Origin of the sequence: Streptomyces sp. NPDC094032 (assembly GCF_040303965.1) — a bacterium.
Lineage (GTDB): Bacteria > Actinomycetota > Actinomycetes > Streptomycetales > Streptomycetaceae > Streptomyces.
The window spans coordinates 98,486-115,610 of sequence record NZ_JBEOUE010000018.1 but is presented as its reverse complement, the minus strand read 5'-3'; the positions used below and the strand labels follow the sequence as shown (position 1 = coordinate 115,610).

Below are 17,125 nucleotides of genomic sequence, written 5' to 3'. Positions count from 1 at the left end.
CGGGGCTCACGCCCGCGAAGCGGCGCGGTCCCGCTGCTCGCGGACGGCGATCCGCGCGAGTTTCGTCAGCATCATGCCGTTGCGGATGGAGACGACATAGTCGACGGGGAGTCCGTGCATCCGGGTGCCGGGCCCCCGCAGGGGATGCCATTCGAGCAGGAAGAGGGTGTTCTCGCCCCACGGGATCAGGTTCATGGCGATGCGGGCCGCCCCGAAGGGATCCGCCTTCGCCTCCAGTTCAAGACGGCGCTCGGGCTCGCAGATTCGGACGACGCAGGTGTCGTCGAGGGTGAGCGGACCGAGGCCCACCCGGACCTGGAGCCGGGCGCCCACCTCGGGCCAGTGCGGGTCGGCGGCGATGATCCGCTGCGTACCCGAGACCCACTCCCCGTAGCGGTGCCCGTCGGCCAGCAGGCCCCAGACGCGGGACGGCGGGCTCAGGATCAACCGGCGATTCCTGGACACTTCGACCGCCTTCCTCGCTTCGGTGGGGAGCGGTGCTCCCCGGCCCCTCCGCCGACGCTATCCGCGCCCGCCCCGCCCGGCACCCACAGCGCGACCCGCGCCGGACCCCGCGTACAGGGGGACGTACAGGGAGACGTACAGGGGAAGGCCGGGCAGCGGGGGCGGGGCGGGTTCCGGCCGGAAGCCGCCGTTCGGGTGACCGGACCCGAACGGCACCCCCAGCCGCCCACGCCGACTCGCCGGGCAGGACATCTCGGGACAAGATGACGCTCTGTGGGCCTGTGAAGGGCGCGCCGTGCGCCGGTCCACTCGTCCGCCCGAACCAGAAGGCAGGCCCCCGACATGGACCCCTTGCTCAGCAATGAAGCACTCGGCCGGCTGCGCCAGCCCCGCCCGTACCCGGCCGTCTCCCTGGTCATGCCGACGCACCGTCGCGAGCCGGACAACACCCAGGACCCGGTACGGCTGCGCAATCTCGTCGCCGAGGCCGAGAAGGCCCTGCAGAGCAACCCGGACGTGACCCGGGAACGGCGCCTGGACGTGCTCGATCAGCTGAAGCAGGCCCTCACGGAGGTGGACCTCGTCCACGCCCAGGACGGTCTGGTGATCTACGCGGCGCCCGGCGAGCACCACATCTGGAAGGTGGCCCGTACGCTTCCGGAGCGCGTCGTGGTGTCGGACACCTTCCTCACCCGCAACCTCGTCGCGGCCCGCGCCGCCGAGCAGCCGTACTGGGCGCTGGCCGTGGCCGCCGACCGGGTCTCCCTGTGGAGCGGCGAGACCGAGCGCGCCACCGAGGCCACCGAGGACGGCTTCCCGCTGGAGCGGAGCCTGGAGGACCCCGACCCCGAACGCAAGGAACGCGTCGGCGACCTCCCCAGCACCTTCCAGGACGAGGCCACCCGGCAGTTCCTGCGCGACGCCCACCAGCGGCTGCGCACCGTACTGGCCTCCGAGCCCCGGCCCCTCTATGTCATCGGCTCCGCCGCCGCCCTGGCCCTCCTGGAGGAGCTCGGCCCGCTGGCCGCCGGCGCCGTGACGATCCAGCACGGCGGTCTCGCCGCCGGTCCCGCCGCCGCCGTCCACGAGGCCGTCACCCCGGGGCTGACCGCCCGCCGGGCCGCGACCGTCTCCACCGTCGTCGCCGAACTCGACGCCGCCCGGGGCCAGAAGCAGTTCGCGGGCGGGATCGACGAGGTGTGGCAGGCCGTCAAGCAGGGCCGCGTACGCCTCCTCGCCGTCGAGGACGACTACCGCACCGTCGTACGGGAGGAGGCCGACCACCTCGAACCCGCCTCCGCCGGCGACGCCGGGGCGCGGGACGACATGGTCGACGAGATCGTGGAGCACGCGCTGGAGACCGGCGCGGAGGTCCAGTTCGTCCCCGGCGGCACCCTCGCCGACCAGCGGCACATCGCCGCCGCCCTGCGCTACTGACGACCCGGTCTCGTACCGGCGCCCCGGTCCCGTACCGGCGGCCCAGTCCCGTACCGGCGTCCCCGTCCCCGCGAAATCCCGGCCGCTCGGGACGCCGGGCCCGTGCGCCCGGGACGGCGGGCCGGTGACCCTGGTGGGGGCGGGGGAAGGGCTCCCGCCCGGGGTCGTAGGGGGATGACATGGCCGGTACGGGTGAGGACGGGCGCGCCTGGGCGTGGGGCGGGGTCGTGACCGGGCTCGCGGGGATCGGGGTGATCGTCGCCTCGGGGCCGTTGTGGCCCTTCGAGGAGGCGGATCTCGCCGACAACGCGGCGATGGTGGCCCGGTTCGACGACACGGGCATGTGGTGGGTGTTCGTCACGCAGCTCGCGTTCACGCTGGCCGCGTTCGGGGCCGTGGTCTTCGGGGCCGGGCTCAAGCGGCGGCTGGAGCGGCAGTGCCCGGCGGGGAGCCTGGTGCCGATGACCGCGTTCCTCGGGATGCTGCTCACCGGGGCGATGAGCCTGGCCGGGTGCGGGATGGGGACCGAGGCGTTCCACCTGCTGCGGAAGCGGGCCGAGAGCGATCCGGACACCGTCATGGCCTCGCTCGGCCAGCTCGGCACCTACGGCTGGCTGTGGTCCGGGCTGCTGCTCACCGCCGCCGCCCTGGTCGTGGCCGCGTTCCGGCAGGGGGCCGTCGGGCGGTGGATCGGGGTGGTGAGCGTGGTCTTCGGGCTGCTGCTCGCCGTGACGCAGGTGACCCCGTTCCAGTACATGGCGCTGATGGTCGGCGTCCCGTATCTGCTGGTCCTCGGTGCCGCGTTCGCCTGGGGACGGCGCGTCCCGGCCTGACCCTGTGACAAGGGCCCGCCGCCCTGGGACCCTTGCCCCATGGGGGACTTGGGGGATCTCGGGGTGGCGGGGCGCCGGCGGGAGCGGGACGGGGGCCACCGGGGGGTGGCCGTCGGCGTGCTCGTGGCGACCTGGGGGCTGGCGGTCACGGGGATCGTGCTCGCCGTCAGGGCGGGCGCGCCCTGGAGCAGCGACCAGGGGTTCTTCCTCGTCGACACCACCGACGCGCTGGTGTACGGGCTGGTCGCGGCCGTGGTCCTCGGCCGCCGGCTGCACCCGGTGGGCTGGCTCGTCGCCCTGACGGCGGCGGGCACGGGCGCCTCCGCCGTCGTCGCGCAACTGGGCGTGGTGTACCGGGCGTCGCCGGACGGCCTGCCGCCGCGCTGGATCATCCTGCAGGGCACGGCCTGGGTGCCGGGGACGCTGGCGCTGATGCTGGTCGTGCCGTACCTGTTGGCCGAGGAGAGGCCGCGCCGGTCGGCCCGCGCCGCGATCGGGGTCGGCGCGGCGGCCATCGGCGCCACGCTCGTCGTGCGGCTCGCCGATCCGTGGCCGTGGCCCGGGGCGGACGAGCCGTTCTCGCCGTTCGCGGTCCGCGACGAGGCGTGGGCGCGGCTCGCGGAGCCCGTCTCCTGGTGGATCCAGCTGGCCGTCGTGGCGCTCGGCCTCGCCGCCGCGGGGCACGCGGCCGTGCACCGGTACCGGGACCCGGCGGCCCGCGGCCTCGGCTGGCTGGCCATCGGCGTCGCGCTGATCTCCTCGACGTTCGTGCCGCTGCTCATGTGGACGGACGGCGAACCCGCCCCGGCCGTGGGCCTCTTCACGACCCTCGCCCACCTGGCCTCGCAGGCGTTCTTCCCGGCCGCGATCCTCGTCACGGTGCTGCGGCGGCGCATGTTCGGCATCGACCTGGCGGTCAGCCGCACCCTGACCTGGACGCTCCTGACGGGCATGCTGGTGGCGGGCTACCTCGCCACGGTCGCGGTCCTGGGGCTCCTGCTGCCGGGCGACGGCGCCGTGACGCGGGTGCTGGCCGCCGCCGCCACCGCGGCCGGGGTCCAGCCGGTCCGCGGCTGGCTGCAACGGCGTGTGGACCGGCTCGTGTACGGGGAGGCGGCGGCGCCCGCGCTCAGCCGGGTGGGGCGGCATCTGGGGAGCGCGGGGACCCCGGAGGAGTCGCTCGCGGGGATGGCGGAGTCCATCGCGGCCTCCTTCAACCTCGGCGGCGTACGGGTGCTCGGCGCGGGCGAGGCGGTGGAGCCGGTCGAGGCGCCGGGGGACGTGACGGCCGTGCCCTTGGTCGTACGGGGAGAGTCCGCCGGTGTGCTGCTCGTGACCCCGCGTCCCGGTGAGCGCCTCGACCGGCGGACCCGCGCGGCGCTCGACGAGGTGGCGCCGTTGGTCGCCACGGCTGTGCAACTGGCCGCCGTCACGCGGGCGCTGCGGGAGTCGCGCGGGCGGCTCGCCGCCGCGCGGGACGACGAACGGCGGGTGCTGCGGCGTGAGTTGCACGACGAGATCGGGCCCTCACTGGCCGGGATCGGGCTCGGGCTCTCCGCCGTCCGCAATCTGCTGCCGGAGGGCGCGGACCGGGCCGACGAGCTGCTGGGCCGGTTACGGGGCGAGGTCGACGCCCGGGTGGAGGAGGTCCGGGTGCTCGCGCGCGGCCTGGTCCCGCCGGTCCTCGCCGAGCTGGGCCTGGTGGCGGCGCTGCGCGAACTGGTGATGCGCTACGAGGCGGACGGCCTGACGGTGCTGGTGCGGGAGGAGGGCGACGGGATCGACCGGACGCCCCCGGAGGTCGCGGGAGCGGTGTACGCGATCGTCGCGGAGGCCATCCGCAATGTGTCGCGGCACGCGCGGGCCCATCTGTGCACGGTCGAACTCCACGCGTGCGAGGGCCTGTTGGAGGTATCGGTCCAGGACGACGGGAGGGGCATGCCCGTGGAGGTACGGCACGGGGTCGGGACGGTCTCGATCCGCGAGCGGGCCGAGGGCGTCGGCGGCACCGCCGCCTGGCGCCCGGGCGGCTCCGGACGGGGCACCCGGCTGGAACTGAGGCTCCCGTGCTGAGGGTGCTGGTCGTGGACGACCATCCCGTCTTCCGGCTGGGGATGTCCGCCCTGCTCGGTTCGCTGACGGGCGTGGACGTCGTGGCGGAGGTGCCCTCGATGGACGAGGCCGTGGCGGCGGCGGTCGCGCACGCGCCGGACGTCGTGGTGATGGACCTGCACCTGGGCGACGCGGCCGCGTCGGGCGTGGACGCGACCCGCGAGATCCTCCGGGTGCTGCCCGGGGCGGGGGTCCTGGTGGTGACGATGCTGGACGACGACGACTCGGTCTTCGCGGCCCTGCGGGCGGGGGCGCGCGGGTACCTCCTGAAGGGGGCGGCGGCGGAGGAGATCGAGCGGGCGGTGCGGGCCGTGGCCAACGGGGAGGTGATCCTGGGCCCGGCGGTGGCGGTCCGGGCGATGGACTACCTGCTGGGCCACGCGGCCTGGGGCGGACCGGTGCCGCTGCCGGAGCTGACCTCGCGGGAGCGGGAGGTGCTGGACCTGGTGGCCCGTGGCCTGGACAACCTCGCGATCTCCCGGCGCCTCGCACTGAGCCCGAAGACGGTCCGCAACCACCTGTCCAACATCCTCGCCAAACTCCAGGCGGCGACCCGCGCGGAGGCCATCGTGCGGGCCCGCCAGTCGGGCCTGGGCGGCGGACCGTGACCGGCCGGGCCGGGCGGTCACGGTCCCGCCGCCCTGGCGTCACACCCAGCGGATGGAGGAGGCCTCGTCGTCCATCCATCCCCCGCTCCACGGACTCTCGGCCGTGCGGCCGGACTTCCGTGTGTTGAACCAGCTGTTCTCGTAGTAGATGCCGTGGCAGCCGGCGTACTCCTGGGCCGAGCCGATCTCGTCGCCCCAGTTGAAGTTCGTGTTGTCGTAGAAGTACCGGAGGTTGCCCTCCTCGAAGTCGACGGTCCCCCAGTCACCGTCGCATCCGTGGTCCTTGACGAACGTGTACGAGTGTCCCTTGAAGTCCGCGTCGTTGTAGATGACCGCGATGACCGTCGACTCGTTCGCCCCGAACCCCCGCGCGGCGGCGCCCGCGTCGAGCTGCCGCTGCGTGACCGTCGTCGCCCCGGCCGGGAGGCGTACGGCTCCGTTCGTCGCGTCGGCGATGGCCTGCGCGAAGGTGTCGAAGCAGACCGCCTGCTGGTTCGGCCGCACCGTGCAGTGCTTGCCGCCCCCGTCGCCGCCGGTCGCGGCCACGGCGGCGCCCGAGGGCCCCGCGAGGGTCATCAGGGCCGCCACGGCGACCGCTCCGGCCAGGCCCGAGTTTCGTAATCCGGACATGCGTCGATGCCTCCGTCGATGGAGCGCGGCGGTTCCGCGCTGTCGCCCACCACGTTCGCCCGCCGCCCGTCCCCTCCGCATGGGGCAGGTGTCCCGACCGTCCGGGAGGCCGGCTACCGCCCCGGCGTGCCCCCGTCACCGCGGCGGGCGTACGTGAAGAGGTGCTCCTCCGGGGTCGCGCGCGGGTCGTCCGGGACGAAGAACGACTCCTCGTGGTGGAGCACGTCGAGGCCGCAGTCCTCCCGTTGGAGGCGCACGTACTCCTCCGTCGAGAAGCTGGAGACCCTGACCGTACGGTCCATCCAGACGATCTCGATGTCCGCCACGTCCGCGGGCACGGTCGCCGTCACCAGGAAGCCGCCCGGCGCCAGCCAGCCGGCCATGCGCTTCAGGCTCGCGGCGGCCTCCGCCCGGCTCATCATCAGGAGCGGGAAGAACGCGCACACCGCGTCGAAGCCGCCCTCCGGCGCGTCGAAGGCGCGCACGTCGCACTGCTCGAAGCGGGCCCCGGGCACCTGCGAGCGCGCGAGGGCGACCATCTCGCCGGACACGTCGATGCCGGTCACCTCGCAGCCCGCGCGCACCAGCAGCTCGGCCACCGGGCGTCCGGTGCCGCTGCCGACGTCGAGGACCGAGGCACCCGGGCCCAGCCGTGCGGTGAGCCACTCGATCGCCCGCGCCTGGGCCGGCAGCCGGACGAAGGCGTGCTCGTATGCGATACCGAGCCCGTCGAACAGCTCCGCCGCCGAGACCGGCCGCCCTCGCGTACCGCCGTGGTCCATTCCGTTCCCCTTCCGTCGTGGGACGTGCCCGTGTGAGGTGGGATGATCCTGCTCTCTCCGGCACCTGGCGACACCTTGCGCACCGGGTCGCCACCGGTCGACGAGGAGGACGAGGGATCGATGAGACTGAACGAGGGCCGGCGGGTGCGGCTCGCGGCGGATCTGGCGCTGAACGGGTCGGTGGGTCCGGCCGGGGAGCCCCCGGCGGAGCCGGGCTTCGGCGCGGCGACCCTGGCCCTGGCGGCGGGTACCGAGGGCACGGTCGAGCGCGTGGTCGAGCACGAGAAGGAGCCGAGCCCCGAGGCCGATGAATACCAGCGTCTGAAGTCCCTGCTCGACTCCTTCGGGCACCAGATGCCGCAGGCGAGCAGGGACCGGCTGGCGGAGCAGGTGGACGCCCTGGAGCCCGCATGGGCCGCGTACGAACGCCAGCGTCTCCGCGTCACGGTCCGGGTCCGCCTCGACAACGGGTTCGTCCTCGACGACGCGCCCGAGGACTTCTTCGCGTCCTGAGGCCGGGCCACGGCCGAGGACAGCATGCGGGCGGCGTTGGTCCGGGCGCCATCCGGATGCCGTGGGGCGTACACCGGCCGTCCCTAGCCTCGCAGCGCCTGGGGATCCGGGTGCGCCCACGGCCTCATGGGGACGGCCGTGGGTGGTCGACGACATGCCCGAGGAGGCATCTCTCACATGCGTAGAGGCATGAGGACCCTGATGGTGCTCGGCGTGAGCGGTGCGGTGACGGTGGGCGCCGTCGTCACCGCCGGCGCCGCGCCCCGGCACGAGGAACGGCAGCGGGAGATACACAACGTCATCTACCTGCTCGGCGACGGCATGGGCCGCACCCATGTCACCGCCGCCCGTGAGCGCTACTACGGCGCGGCGGGCAAGCTGAACATGGAGCGGCTGCCGAACTACGGCGCCGTCGCCACCTACGCCGTCGAGAAGGACAGCGACCGGCCGGCGCTGGTGACCGACTCGGCCAGTTCGGCCACCGCCTGGTCGTCCGGCGTGAAGACGTACAACGCCGCCATCGGCGTCGACGCGTACGAGAAGCGGGTCGCGACCCTGATGGAGCAGGCCCACCGGGCGGGCTTCGCCACGGGCAACGTGTCCACCGCCGAGATCACGGACGCCACCCCGGCCGCCCAGTTCAGCCACGCGCTGCTGCGCGGCTGCCAGGGCCCGGTCTACTCGGACGCCTCCTGCCTGCCGAAGAAGGCGGACGGAAGCTACGAGGACAAGCCGGCCGATCCGACCCTGATCACGCCGATCGCCGAGCAGATCGCCCGCAACGGCACGGCCGACGTCATCCTCGGCGGCGGGCTCGCCCGCTTCGAGCCGGACGACCAGGAGGCGCTGCGGGCGCAGGGCTACCAGGTCCTCGGCAGCTTCGGCGACCCGGCGCTGCCCGCGCAGACCGCCGCCAGCCAGCGGGTCGCCACCAAGGGCGACCTGGCGGGCGTGCGGCGCGGCAAGGTCGTCGGCCTGTTCAACCGGGGCAACCTGACGGTGGAGCAGGCCAAGGCGAAGCTGCCGGCCGACGCGCCGCAGCGGCAGGAGCCGACGCTCGCGGAGATGACCAGGAAGTCCCTGTCGCTCCTCGACGGGCGTTCCAAGAAGGGCTTCCTGCTCCAGGTCGAGGGCGCCCAGATCGACAAGCGCTCGCACGCCAACGACGCCGCCCAGACGCTCGGCGAGATCAAGGCGTTCGACGACGCGGTGCGGGCCGCGGTCGACTTCGCGCGCGAGGACGGCCACACCCTGGTGATCGTGACGGCGGACCACGAGTGCGCCGGCTTCAACATCATCGAGAAGGGCTCGTACACCAACGCCGAGGCGGCCGCCCCGCCGGCCAACGCCGACGCGGGCAACCCGGCGAACAACTCCACGCCGTCGCGGCCCGCGTCCGGTGCCAAGGACCCGGCCCGCTCCTCGGGCCCCGTCAACGGCGCCGGCGCGAACGACCCGAAGAACTTCGGCCCGGCCACCTTCCGTACTCCCGACGACCCGGCGGGCGTCCAGGACGGCAGCCCCGAGGCCAGTCTCTGGCTGTCCTACCTGTCCGGCAACCACACCGGCGCCGACGTCCCGATCTACGCCTACGGGCCGGGCGGCAGGCGCTTCGCCACCAGCCAGAACAACGTCGAGCTGTACGGAAAGATGTACCGCTCGCTCTTCGACACCGCGCCCCGCGGCCACTGACCCCGACCGCCCGCGAGGGGGCCGGATCCGGCCCCCTCGCACCCCGGACCCCTGGAGACACGATGAGACCGCGCACCTCGGCCGCGGCCGTGACCCTGGCCGCCACCCTCGCCGCTCTCGCCACGCTCACGGGCTGCGGCGCCTCGGGCGACGGCGGCGGGAAGGCGGGGAACGGCACGCGGCCCACGGCCGCCTCGGCCGCGCTTCCCGGTGCCGCGCTTCCCGCTCCGCGTACGGCTCCGCCGCCCGCTCCCCTGCTCTCCCCCGCGCCCCGGCGGGGTGACGTGCGCGTCGAGGAAGGGCCTTTCACCGACCGCGTGCGCTTCACCCGGCTCGCCCTGCACGGCCGGCAGGCCGTGACCGGACATCTGGCGATCACCTCCGACGTCAGCGACGTGATCGCCCTGGAGCTGCGCGCCGCCTTCTACGACGCCGACGGCCGCCTGCTCGGGTCGGGGGTCTTCACCTACGGGGAGGAGCACGAGGGCGAGAAGGGCGGGCAGGGCGGGCAGGGCGGGCACACGGAGCGGCGGGCGACGGGGCCGGGCATCGACTTCTCCGTCACCGCGAAGAACCCGCGCGCGACGCCCGCGTCCGCGGTGCTCTCCGTACCCGTACTCGTCAACGAGTAGCGTCCCCGGGCGGGGTGGAAGGGGCCGTGTCCGGCTCCGCGCCCTCGGAGCGCATGGCCCGGGTCTCGCTCTTGAGGATGCGCAGGGACTTCCCCAGGGACCGCGCGGTGTCCGGCAGCCGCTTGGACCCGAACAGCACGATGAACGCGATCGCCACCAGCAGCAGATGCCACGGTTCCAGTGCGTTGCGGAGCACTCGGTCACTCTCCCTCTCGACTGACGCTTGCCTTGTTGCGCAACTGTACAACCGATTGATTGAGTTGCCTCATGGGGACGAACGACATGAACGACCGTCGGGGCGCGGTGCTTCTGGGCGGTCCGGCGGACGGGGTGCGGGTGACGGTCTCGGTGTCCGACCGGCCGCCCGTGCTCCAGGTGACCTGCCCGGTCCCGGCCGAGGCGGCCGAGGCGGCCGGGACCGGGATCCGGGTCGAGGCGCTGTACGTCTACCGGCTCGACGGGAGCACCCCGGAGGGACTGCTGCGGTACGGGTACGACCCGGCCAGCCCCTAGGGGGACGTCCGCCGGTCGTGGCGTGACCTCGCGGCGCGCAGCGCGGCCGCGTACGGCGCGAGGACGGCGGCCAGGAGCAGGTAGTACAGCGGGGGCGGCGGGGTCATGGCGAGGAGCGGGCCGAGCGGGGACGGCGGGAGCAGGACGCCGATGACGGCGAGGGCCGCCGCCGCGTACCGGACGGGACCGGGTGCGGACCCGCGCAGCAGGAGCATCACCAGGGCCTGGGCGAGCAGGTTCTCGGTGAACCAGCCGGAGTGGAAGGCCCCCTGGGCGTCGGCCGTGGAGCTCGTGGTGACCAGGAGCACGCCGAACGTGGCCACGTCGGCGACGGCGTTGAGCAGTCCGAAGCCGGTGATGAAGCGCAGGAACGCGCGGTGCCGCAGCCGGGTGGGGGCGTGCGGGGCCGCCGGGTCCGGGCGGTCGTAGGCGAAGGCGAGCTGGGCGGCGTCGAAGCACAGGTTCTGGACGAGCACCTGGGCGGGGAGCATCGGCAGGAAGGGCAGCAGGAGCGCGGCGGCCAGCATGGCGATGACGTTGCCGAGGTTGGACGACAGGGTGACGCGCAGGTAGGCGGTGATGTTCCCGCCGCCGTGCCGGCCGGCGGCGATGGCGTGCTCGACCGCGGCCAGGTCCTTCTCGGCGAGGACGACGTCCGCGGTCTCCCGGACGACGTCGACGGCGCCGGTGGGGCAGAGGCCGACGTCGGCCGCGCGGAGGGCGGGCACGTCGTTGACGCCGTCGCCGAGGAATCCGGTGACGTGTCCGCCGGCGCGCAGCGCGGTGACGACGCGGGCCTTGTGCTCGGGGGCGCAGCGCGCGAAGACGGTGGTGTGCCGGACGGCGTCGGCCAGTTCGGCGTCGGCCAGGCGGTCGAGTTCCTCGGCGGTGAGCACCCGGCCCGGGTCGAGTCCGAGTTCGCGGCAGGTGTGGGCGGCCGTGCCCGGGTGGTCGCCGGTCAGGATCCGTACCGCCACACCGCGTTCGGCGAGGCCGGCGAGGGCCCCGGCGGCGGTGGGGGCGAGGGCGTCGCGCAGGACGACGAACCCGAGGAGTGCGAGCCCGCGCTCGTCGGCCGGCGTGTAGTCCCGGTGGCGGGCCGGGCGCTCGGCGAGGGCCACGGCGAGGAGGCGGGCGCCGGTGTCCGCCTCGCGCGCGGCGAGGGCGAGCAGACGCGTCCGCTCGGCGGTGTCCAGGGCGCAGCGCTCCAGTACGTTCTCCACCGCGCCCTTGACGACCAGGGTGTGGGTGCCGAGGCGGCCGGGGCGGCGTACGACGGCGGTCGCCAGGCGGCGTACCGGGTCGAAGGGCAGCGCCGCGACGCCGTCGCAGTCGAGCGGGTCCGCCCCGGCGGCCTCCTCCAGGGCCGCCGCTTCGAGGACCGCCTCGTCGAGGGCGTCGGGGGTGGGCAGTTCGGCGAGCTGGAGCGTCCACCAGGCGTTGGCGGCGGCCCAGCGCAGCACCTCGGGTTCGTCCCGGCCGTGCGGGTCCACGGCGCGGACCACGACGGGCCGGTCCTGGGTCAGCGTGCCGGTCTTGTCCAGGCACAGGACGTCGACGGCGCCGAGGTCGTGGAGCGCGGGCAGCCGCGTGACGATCACCTTGTGCTCGCGGGCGAGCCGCGCGGCCCCCCGGGCGAGGACGGTCGTGACGACGACGGGCAGCATCTCGGGGGTCAGCCCGACCGCCACGGCGACCGCGAAGGGAAGCGTCTCCAGGCCACGCCCGTGCAGGGCGGCACCGGCCATGAGCACCAGCGGCGGAGTCAGCAGCATGAACCGGATCAGGGTCCAGGAGATGCCGTGGACGGCCCGATCGAAGGCGCTGTCCCGACGTCGCCCGCCCGTGCCGTGGGCGGCGGCGAAGCGGGTACGGGCTCCGGTGGCGACGACCACCGCGGTGGCGCTGCCGTACGCCACGCTGCTGCCGAGGAAGCACATGCGGGGCTGCGGGGAGGGGGCGGGACGGGGGGCGGCGGGGTCGTTGGGGTCGTCGGGGCTGTCAGGGCCGCCGGGGCCGCCGGGACCTCCAGGGCCGCTGAGGCTGTCGGGACTGCCGGGGCCCTCGCGACCGGCAGGAGGCACGGGACCCTCAGGACCGCCGGGGCCGCTGAGGCTGTTGGGACCGCAAGGGCCCTCGCGACCGGCGGGAGGCACAGGACCCCCGGGGCCGCTGAGGCTGTCGGGACCGCAAGGGCCCTCGCGACCGGCGGGAGGCACGGGACCGCCGGGACCCCCGGGACCGCTGCGGCTGTCAGGACCGCCAGGGCCCTCGCGACCGCCGGGACCCCCCGGACCGCCGGGACCCCCGGGACCCCCAGGACCCCCAGGACCGTCAGGCCCCCCAGGACCGTCAGGCCCCTCGGCGGCGTGCTTCGCCACGGGCGCCGACTCGCCCGTGAGTGCCGCCTCGTGCAGCCGTAGGCCCCGGGCCCGCAGCAGTCGCGCGTCGGCGGGTACCAGGTCGCCGGGGCCCAGCCGGATCACGTCGCCCGGGACCAGGTCGGCCGCCGGGATCTCCCGGGGCACGGCGGCCGGTGCGTCGGGTCCGGGGCGGCGCAGCACGGTCGCGGTCGCGGCCACCGACGCGCGCAGGGCCGCCATGGCGCGGTCGGCCCGGTGCTCGCCCGAGGAGCGCAGCGCGCAGCTGACCGCGACCAGGAGGAGGATCACCCCGCCGGTCCCCCAGGCGGCGACGGCCACGGAGACCAGGCCGAGGCAGAGCAGCACGGCGGTGAAGGGGTCGCGCAGGCCGCGCAGGAACCGGCGGGGCCAGGAGACGGGCCGCCGGGCGGGCAGGACGTTCTCGCCGTACCGGGCGAGCCGCCGCTCGGCCTCGGCGTCGGTGAGGCCGCGCGGCCCGCTGTCCAGCCGGCGGAGCACCTGGAGCGCGGTGAGCGCGTCCGGGCTCTCCCGGCCCAGCGGCGGCCGGCCGCCGGGGGTGCCGGGAGCGAGCGGGCCGGGGGCAGCCCTCTCAGGCACCGAAGCCGCTGCGTCGCACGGGCGTCGGGGTGCGGTCGGAGCGCGCGGTGAGCTGGCCCACCATCACCCGGACCACGGTCACCACCTCGGGGTCGTCGACGAAGTACACCTGCCGCCGCCCCTCGCGCCGCGAGCGCACCAGACCCGCCAGCTTCAGCTTGGTCAGATGCTGGCTGACCGCCGGCAGGGCGCCGCCCACCCGCTCGGCGAGCCCGGTCACGTCGCTCTCGCCCTGGGCGAGCGCCCACACGATGTGCAGCCGCGAGGGCGAGGAGAGCAGTCCGAAGGCGGCGGCCGCCTCGGCCAGCACCTCGGCAGGAGGGTCCGTGAAACCGCCCACGTCCGCCGCCACCGTCCCTCTCCCGTTCCCCGTACCGCCCGAAGACCTCCCAGTCTAGGGCCGCCGTGGGCGGGCCCCCGGCCCGTGGGTTGACGGAAGATTGACCAATCCACGGGCCGGGGATGGCCTGCGCGTCCCTAGTCTCGGCCGCATGCCCCCACGCCCCCCACGCCCCCCACAGCCCGCGCGTCCCCCGAGGACCCCGGCGCTCCCGGTCCTCCCCTACCGCAAACCCACCCGCGGCCGCGACTACTGGGTCCTGGACGACGTCCTGCCCGACCCCGACGCCGTACGGGCCCGGTGCCTGGCCAGGACGGACTGGACGGAGGGCTATCCGCACAAGCCCGAGAGCTGGCCCGGCATGCGGACCATGCCGGGCCTCGAACCCGACGAACTCGCCCATGTCGAGCGGCTCGTCGTGCGGGCGACCGGCGCCGAGCGGGTGTGGGCGCTGACGGAGTCCGGAGGCGGAACGTTCAACCACAACTGCGTCCAGGTCGTCGGCGAGGGCGAGTGCGAGTCGCGCCCCCACACCGACTCCCGCAGCATGTGCCGGTACGCCGCCGTCCTCTACCTCAACCCGCACGCGCCCAAGACCTGCGGAACCAGCTTCTACCGCCAGCAGCTCCCCGGCGGCGTCCTGGGCGGCAACACGGTGGCGGCTCCCCACAACAACCTGGCCGAGGCCCTCGGCACCCGCTTCGTCCCCGCGGACTCCTTCGCCGAGGACGTCGCCGTCCCGCACCGCTACAACCGCCTGCTGCTCTACACCGCCAACATGATCCACAGCGCCACCGGCTACTGGGGCAGCACCTTGGAGGACAAGCGCATGACGGCGGTCTTCTTCTGGATGGCGTGAGCCGGGGCGCGCCGCCACCTTCCGTCAGGAGCGGCCGAGCTCCTCACGCTGTCCCCACGGCGTCCCGTACGCGGTGAGCAGGTCGAGGAACGGGCGCGGCGGCAGGGCCTCGGGGCCCAGGACGCCGCTGCCCTTCCACGCGCCGCTCGCGAGGAGTTCGAGGGCGATCACGGGGTTGACGGCCGTCTGCCAGACGACGGCCTGGGAGCCGTACTCGCGCATCGACCACTCGTTGTCGACGACGTGGTACAGGTACACCTCGCGGTCGGCGCCGTCCTTGGTGCCCTTGACCCAGGTGCCGGCGCAGGTCTTGCCCTTCATCCGGTCGCCGAGGGTGGCGGGGGCGGGCAGGCAGGCGGCGACGACGTCGCGCGGGGAGACCTCGACGGGGCCGTCGGGGCCGGGGACGGTGACCTTGGCGGTGGCGTCGAGGCCCAGCTCGTGCAGGGTCTTCAGCTTGGCGATGAAGTCGTCGCCGAGGCCGTACTTGAAGGTGACCCGCCGCGCGTCCACCCAGCGCGGGATCAGCAGCACCTCCTCGTGCTCGACATTGACGCACTCGACGGGGCCGATGCCCTCGGGGAAGTCGAACACCTCGGGCTCACTGAAGGGGGCGGTGGTGAACCAGCCGCGCTCCTTCTCGTAGACCACGGGCGGGTTGAGGCACTCCTCGATGGTGGTCCAGATGCTGAAGGAGGGCGCGAAGTCGTAGCCCTCGACGGTGAGGTTCGCGCCGTCGCGGACGCCGATCTCCTCGATCTCGTCGAAGAGCTCGTCGGCGGCGTACCGGGCGAAGACGTCCGAGAGACCCGGCTCGACGCCCATGCCGACGAGCGCGAGGCGGTCCGCCCGCTCCCAGTCGGCGGCCACGGCGAACTGCTCGTCGCCCAGCTTCACCCCGCACTCCGCGTGCGGTGCGGTCGGGTGCGGCACGGACAGCGACATGGCCATGTCGAGGTAGTGCGCGCCGGCGGCGAGCGCCGCGGTGAAGAGGGGCATCACGAAGCGCGGGTCGGTCGCGTTGAGCAGCACGTCGCAGCCCTCCTCGACGAGCGCGCGGCGGACCGCGTCCTGGTCGGAGGCGTCCAGGCGGCGGGCGCTGAAACGGTCCGCCCGGTCCGTGAGCGCGGCGACGGCCGCCTCGGCGCGCGCCAGGTCGTAGTCGGCGACGACCATGTGGGTCAGGAAGTCCCGGCGGGCCGCGATCCGGGTGACGGCGGTTCCGACGCCGCCCGCACCCACGAGAAGTACGCGCATGTCACACACCTGTTCGGTAGACGCTCCCGGCGGGTGTCGCCGGGGAACGCCCTGATGGAACACGAGGCCCGCTGTTAAGGTCTACGGCGTTGGCATAAGAGACTCCAGAGGTACGGGGAGGGGCGCGATGCCCAAGAAGGTGGTCCCCGAGGCGGAGCGCCGGCGCCGGCGCCCGACGCGGCAGGGCACGGTCCTGTCCGAGGAGCTGATCGTCGCGACCGCGCTGCGGATGCTCCGCGAGCACGGCGCGTCCGGGCTGACCGCCCGCCGCCTGGGCAGCGCGCTGGGCGCCGACCCGAGCACCCTGTACCGCTACTTCGCGGGCCTGGACGACCTGACCCGGGCCATCGGCGAGGTCCTGATGGGGCGCGCCCTGGACAGCTGGACGCCCACCGGGGCGTGGCGCCCCGACCTGCGCGCGCTGGGCCTGGCCATCCACGCCTCCTACCTGGCCCATCCGCAGGCCGCCCTGCTGACCGCGAGCCGGGTCACCGGGCGCCCGCGCGAGATCGCGGTGGACGAGGCGGCGCTCGGCATCCTGCGCGGCGCGGGCTTCCCCGACGGGGAGGCGGTCGGCGTCTACCACGCCTTCATCGACCTGGCCCTGGCGTTCGCCGCGCTGGACGCGGGCGCGCTGACCATCAAGGACGAGGCGCGGGCGGCCGACGAGGACATGTGGTCCTCCACGTACGCCCGCCTTCCCGCCGCCACGCACCCGCACATCGCCGCCACCGCCCACCTCCTGGCGGACCGGATGAACCACAGCGCCTACCCGGTCCTCCTGGACACCCTGCTGGACCGCACGGAGGCCCGGCTGGCCGAACTCGGCTACGCGTCCGGCATCTTGGTGCCGGTGGACCAGACCGCGACCCACTGACTCTCGTCCTCGCCCGCGGCGTGGCCCTTGTAGAGCACCATGTTGCCGTCGCGCTGGACGCGCAGCCAGACGTACTCGCCGTCGTGCTCCGGGCCGGTGCCGCTGGCCCAGACGGCCTGGTCGTCGGCGTCGTACACGACGAAGTTGCCGTCGGCCTGCATGACGGCGGCGCCGGCGCTGCGCCCGTTGGTGCCACTGGCCCAGACCGCCTCGACGATGTCGTCGCCGATCTGACCGTCGGACAGCTTCCCGTCCTGGAGGTCGCCGCTGATGGCACCGTTGATGAGCTCGTCGAAGATGATCCCGAAGTCGGGCGCCTCGCCGCCGACATCGGGGGCGCCGTAGTACGTGGTGCGGTAGAGCACCAGGTTGCCGTCGGGCTGGTAGACCAGGGTGTGCACGATCTGCTTGTACGCCAGGCCCGCGTCGAGCGTGATCAGCTCGGACTTGATGCGCTGGCCCGGGGCCAGTCCCATCCCCGAGCTGATGTGGTCCCACGTACTGGGCACGGACTCGTAGACAGCCATGTCTTCACTCCCCATTTCCCCGCGGCCCGGTTCGTCCGGCCCGCCGTCGTCAGGGAATCTGCCGCGC

18 protein-coding genes are annotated in these 17,125 nt (G+C 74.3%); 10 read left to right on the top strand and 8 right to left on the bottom strand.

Annotated features, from left to right (window positions below; genetic code table 11):
* Positions 1-6: 6 nt before the first annotated feature.
* Positions 7-465 (bottom strand): SRPBCC family protein, encoded by a 459-nt coding sequence (locus ABTZ54_RS24250; protein WP_351666731.1) that lies wholly within the window; start codon positions 463-465, stop codon positions 7-9.
* 342 nt (positions 466-807) lie between these two features.
* Between ABTZ54_RS24250 and ABTZ54_RS24245 the strand changes: the two genes are divergently transcribed.
* The 4 genes from ABTZ54_RS24245 (at position 808) to ABTZ54_RS24230 (ending at position 5,455) form a co-directional block, all read left to right on the top strand.
* The gene (locus ABTZ54_RS24245; protein ID WP_351666729.1) at positions 808-1,902 is read left to right on the top strand and encodes a baeRF3 domain-containing protein; all 1,095 of its coding nucleotides are present in this window, start codon (positions 808-810) and stop codon (positions 1,900-1,902) included.
* Positions 1,903-2,081: 179 nt separating this feature from the next.
* Positions 2,082-2,735, top strand: coding sequence for a hypothetical protein (locus ABTZ54_RS24240; protein ID WP_351666727.1), 654 nt, complete (start codon positions 2,082-2,084; stop codon positions 2,733-2,735).
* A 39-nt stretch (positions 2,736-2,774) separates the two neighbouring features.
* Positions 2,775-4,808: a sensor histidine kinase gene (locus tag ABTZ54_RS24235; RefSeq protein ID WP_351666725.1), complete on the top strand. Its 2,034-nt coding sequence runs from the start codon at positions 2,775-2,777 to the stop codon at positions 4,806-4,808.
* 11 nt (positions 4,809-4,819) lie between these two features.
* Positions 4,820-5,455: a response regulator transcription factor gene (locus ABTZ54_RS24230; RefSeq protein ID WP_351666723.1), complete on the top strand. Its 636-nt coding sequence runs from the start codon at positions 4,820-4,822 to the stop codon at positions 5,453-5,455.
* 39 nt (positions 5,456-5,494) lie between these two features.
* Here the strand turns inward: ABTZ54_RS24230 and ABTZ54_RS24225 are convergent, their stop codons facing one another.
* Positions 5,495-6,085 carry a hypothetical protein gene (locus ABTZ54_RS24225; protein WP_351666721.1) on the bottom strand — a complete coding sequence of 197 codons (591 nt, stop codon included), beginning with the start codon at positions 6,083-6,085 and terminating at the stop codon, positions 5,495-5,497.
* A gap of 113 nt (positions 6,086-6,198) precedes the next feature.
* Positions 6,199-6,867 (bottom strand): class I SAM-dependent methyltransferase, encoded by a 669-nt coding sequence (locus tag ABTZ54_RS24220; RefSeq protein ID WP_351666719.1) that lies wholly within the window; start codon positions 6,865-6,867, stop codon positions 6,199-6,201.
* A 120-nt stretch (positions 6,868-6,987) separates the two neighbouring features.
* Here ABTZ54_RS24220 and ABTZ54_RS24215 point away from each other — a divergent pair, with 120 nt between their 5' ends.
* The 3 genes from ABTZ54_RS24215 to ABTZ54_RS24205 all read left to right on the top strand — a co-directional run bounded on the left by ABTZ54_RS24215 (position 6,988) and on the right by ABTZ54_RS24205 (position 9,704).
* A complete protein-coding gene (locus ABTZ54_RS24215; protein ID WP_351666717.1) occupies positions 6,988-7,380 on the top strand; it encodes a hypothetical protein in 393 nt (130 codons plus the stop codon).
* Positions 7,381-7,557: 177 nt separating this feature from the next.
* The gene (locus ABTZ54_RS24210) at positions 7,558-9,072 is read left to right on the top strand and encodes an alkaline phosphatase (RefSeq protein ID WP_351666715.1); all 1,515 of its coding nucleotides are present in this window, start codon (positions 7,558-7,560) and stop codon (positions 9,070-9,072) included.
* Positions 9,073-9,134: 62 nt separating this feature from the next.
* Positions 9,135-9,704, top strand: coding sequence for a hypothetical protein (locus ABTZ54_RS24205; protein ID WP_351666713.1), 570 nt, complete (start codon positions 9,135-9,137; stop codon positions 9,702-9,704).
* Here the strand turns inward: ABTZ54_RS24205 and tatA are convergent.
* On the bottom strand, positions 9,694-9,900 hold the full coding sequence (tatA, locus tag ABTZ54_RS24200; protein ID WP_351666711.1) for a Sec-independent protein translocase subunit TatA: 207 nt from the start codon (positions 9,898-9,900) through the stop codon (positions 9,694-9,696). The genes ABTZ54_RS24205 and tatA overlap by 11 nt on opposite strands.
* 71 nt (positions 9,901-9,971) lie before the next feature.
* Here tatA and ABTZ54_RS24195 point away from each other — a divergent pair, with 71 nt between their 5' ends.
* Complete coding sequence (locus ABTZ54_RS24195) at positions 9,972-10,217, top strand: DUF8847 domain-containing protein (RefSeq protein WP_351666709.1); 246 nt, start codon at positions 9,972-9,974, stop codon at positions 10,215-10,217.
* Here ABTZ54_RS24195 and ABTZ54_RS24190 read toward each other — a convergent pair.
* Both ABTZ54_RS24190 and ABTZ54_RS24185 read right to left on the bottom strand, forming a co-directional pair.
* Complete coding sequence (locus tag ABTZ54_RS24190; protein WP_502997303.1) at positions 10,214-13,198, bottom strand: HAD-IC family P-type ATPase; 2,985 nt, start codon at positions 13,196-13,198, stop codon at positions 10,214-10,216. The genes ABTZ54_RS24195 and ABTZ54_RS24190 overlap by 4 nt on opposite strands.
* Entirely contained in the window at positions 13,191-13,550 is a 360-nt protein-coding gene (locus tag ABTZ54_RS24185) for an ArsR/SmtB family transcription factor (RefSeq protein WP_351666707.1), read from the bottom strand. Before ABTZ54_RS24185 ends, ABTZ54_RS24190 begins: the two co-directional genes overlap by 8 nt.
* A gap of 139 nt (positions 13,551-13,689) precedes the next feature.
* Between ABTZ54_RS24185 and ABTZ54_RS24180 the strand changes: the two genes are divergently transcribed.
* Positions 13,690-14,397, top strand: a complete 708-nt coding sequence (locus tag ABTZ54_RS24180; RefSeq protein WP_351666705.1) for a DUF6445 family protein — start codon at positions 13,690-13,692, stop codon at positions 14,395-14,397.
* Positions 14,398-14,421: 24 nt separating this feature from the next.
* Here the strand turns inward: ABTZ54_RS24180 and ABTZ54_RS24175 are convergent, their stop codons facing one another.
* Positions 14,422-15,654, bottom strand: a complete 1,233-nt coding sequence (locus ABTZ54_RS24175; protein ID WP_351666703.1) for a saccharopine dehydrogenase family protein — start codon at positions 15,652-15,654, stop codon at positions 14,422-14,424.
* 127 nt (positions 15,655-15,781) lie between these two features.
* Between ABTZ54_RS24175 and ABTZ54_RS24170 the strand changes: the two genes are divergently transcribed.
* On the top strand, positions 15,782-16,531 hold the full coding sequence (locus tag ABTZ54_RS24170; RefSeq protein ID WP_351666701.1) for a TetR/AcrR family transcriptional regulator: 750 nt from the start codon (positions 15,782-15,784) through the stop codon (positions 16,529-16,531).
* Here the strand turns inward: ABTZ54_RS24170 and ABTZ54_RS24165 are convergent.
* Positions 16,483-17,058: a hypothetical protein gene (locus ABTZ54_RS24165; RefSeq protein ID WP_351666699.1), complete on the bottom strand. Its 576-nt coding sequence runs from the start codon at positions 17,056-17,058 to the stop codon at positions 16,483-16,485. The two genes, ABTZ54_RS24170 and ABTZ54_RS24165, sit on opposite strands and share 49 nt — an antisense overlap.
* Positions 17,059-17,125: the final 67 nt, after the last annotated feature.

Bases quoted from the DNA above. Each gene is read 5' to 3' on its own strand.
- ABTZ54_RS24245 (WP_351666729.1), top strand. From the start codon at position 808: ATGGACCCCTTGCTCAGCAATGAAGCACTCGGCCGGCTGCGCCAGCCC.
- ABTZ54_RS24225 (WP_351666721.1), bottom strand. From the start codon at position 6,085: ATGTCCGGATTACGAAACTCGGGCCTGGCCGGAGCGGTCGCCGTGGCG.
- ABTZ54_RS24215 (WP_351666717.1), top strand. From the start codon at position 6,988: ATGAGACTGAACGAGGGCCGGCGGGTGCGGCTCGCGGCGGATCTGGCG.
- ABTZ54_RS24220 (WP_351666719.1), bottom strand. From the start codon at position 6,867: ATGGACCACGGCGGTACGCGAGGGCGGCCGGTCTCGGCGGCGGAGCTG.
- ABTZ54_RS24165 (WP_351666699.1), bottom strand. From the start codon at position 17,058: ATGGCTGTCTACGAGTCCGTGCCCAGTACGTGGGACCACATCAGCTCG.
- ABTZ54_RS24195 (WP_351666709.1), top strand. From the start codon at position 9,972: ATGGGGACGAACGACATGAACGACCGTCGGGGCGCGGTGCTTCTGGGC.
- ABTZ54_RS24235 (WP_351666725.1), top strand. From the start codon at position 2,775: ATGGGGGACTTGGGGGATCTCGGGGTGGCGGGGCGCCGGCGGGAGCGG.
- ABTZ54_RS24170 (WP_351666701.1), top strand. From the start codon at position 15,782: ATGCCCAAGAAGGTGGTCCCCGAGGCGGAGCGCCGGCGCCGGCGCCCG.
- ABTZ54_RS24175 (WP_351666703.1), bottom strand. From the start codon at position 15,654: ATGCGCGTACTTCTCGTGGGTGCGGGCGGCGTCGGAACCGCCGTCACC.
- ABTZ54_RS24180 (WP_351666705.1), top strand. From the start codon at position 13,690: ATGCCCCCACGCCCCCCACGCCCCCCACAGCCCGCGCGTCCCCCGAGG.
- ABTZ54_RS24205 (WP_351666713.1), top strand. From the start codon at position 9,135: ATGAGACCGCGCACCTCGGCCGCGGCCGTGACCCTGGCCGCCACCCTC.
- ABTZ54_RS24240 (WP_351666727.1), top strand. From the start codon at position 2,082: ATGGCCGGTACGGGTGAGGACGGGCGCGCCTGGGCGTGGGGCGGGGTC.
- ABTZ54_RS24210 (WP_351666715.1), top strand. From the start codon at position 7,558: ATGCGTAGAGGCATGAGGACCCTGATGGTGCTCGGCGTGAGCGGTGCG.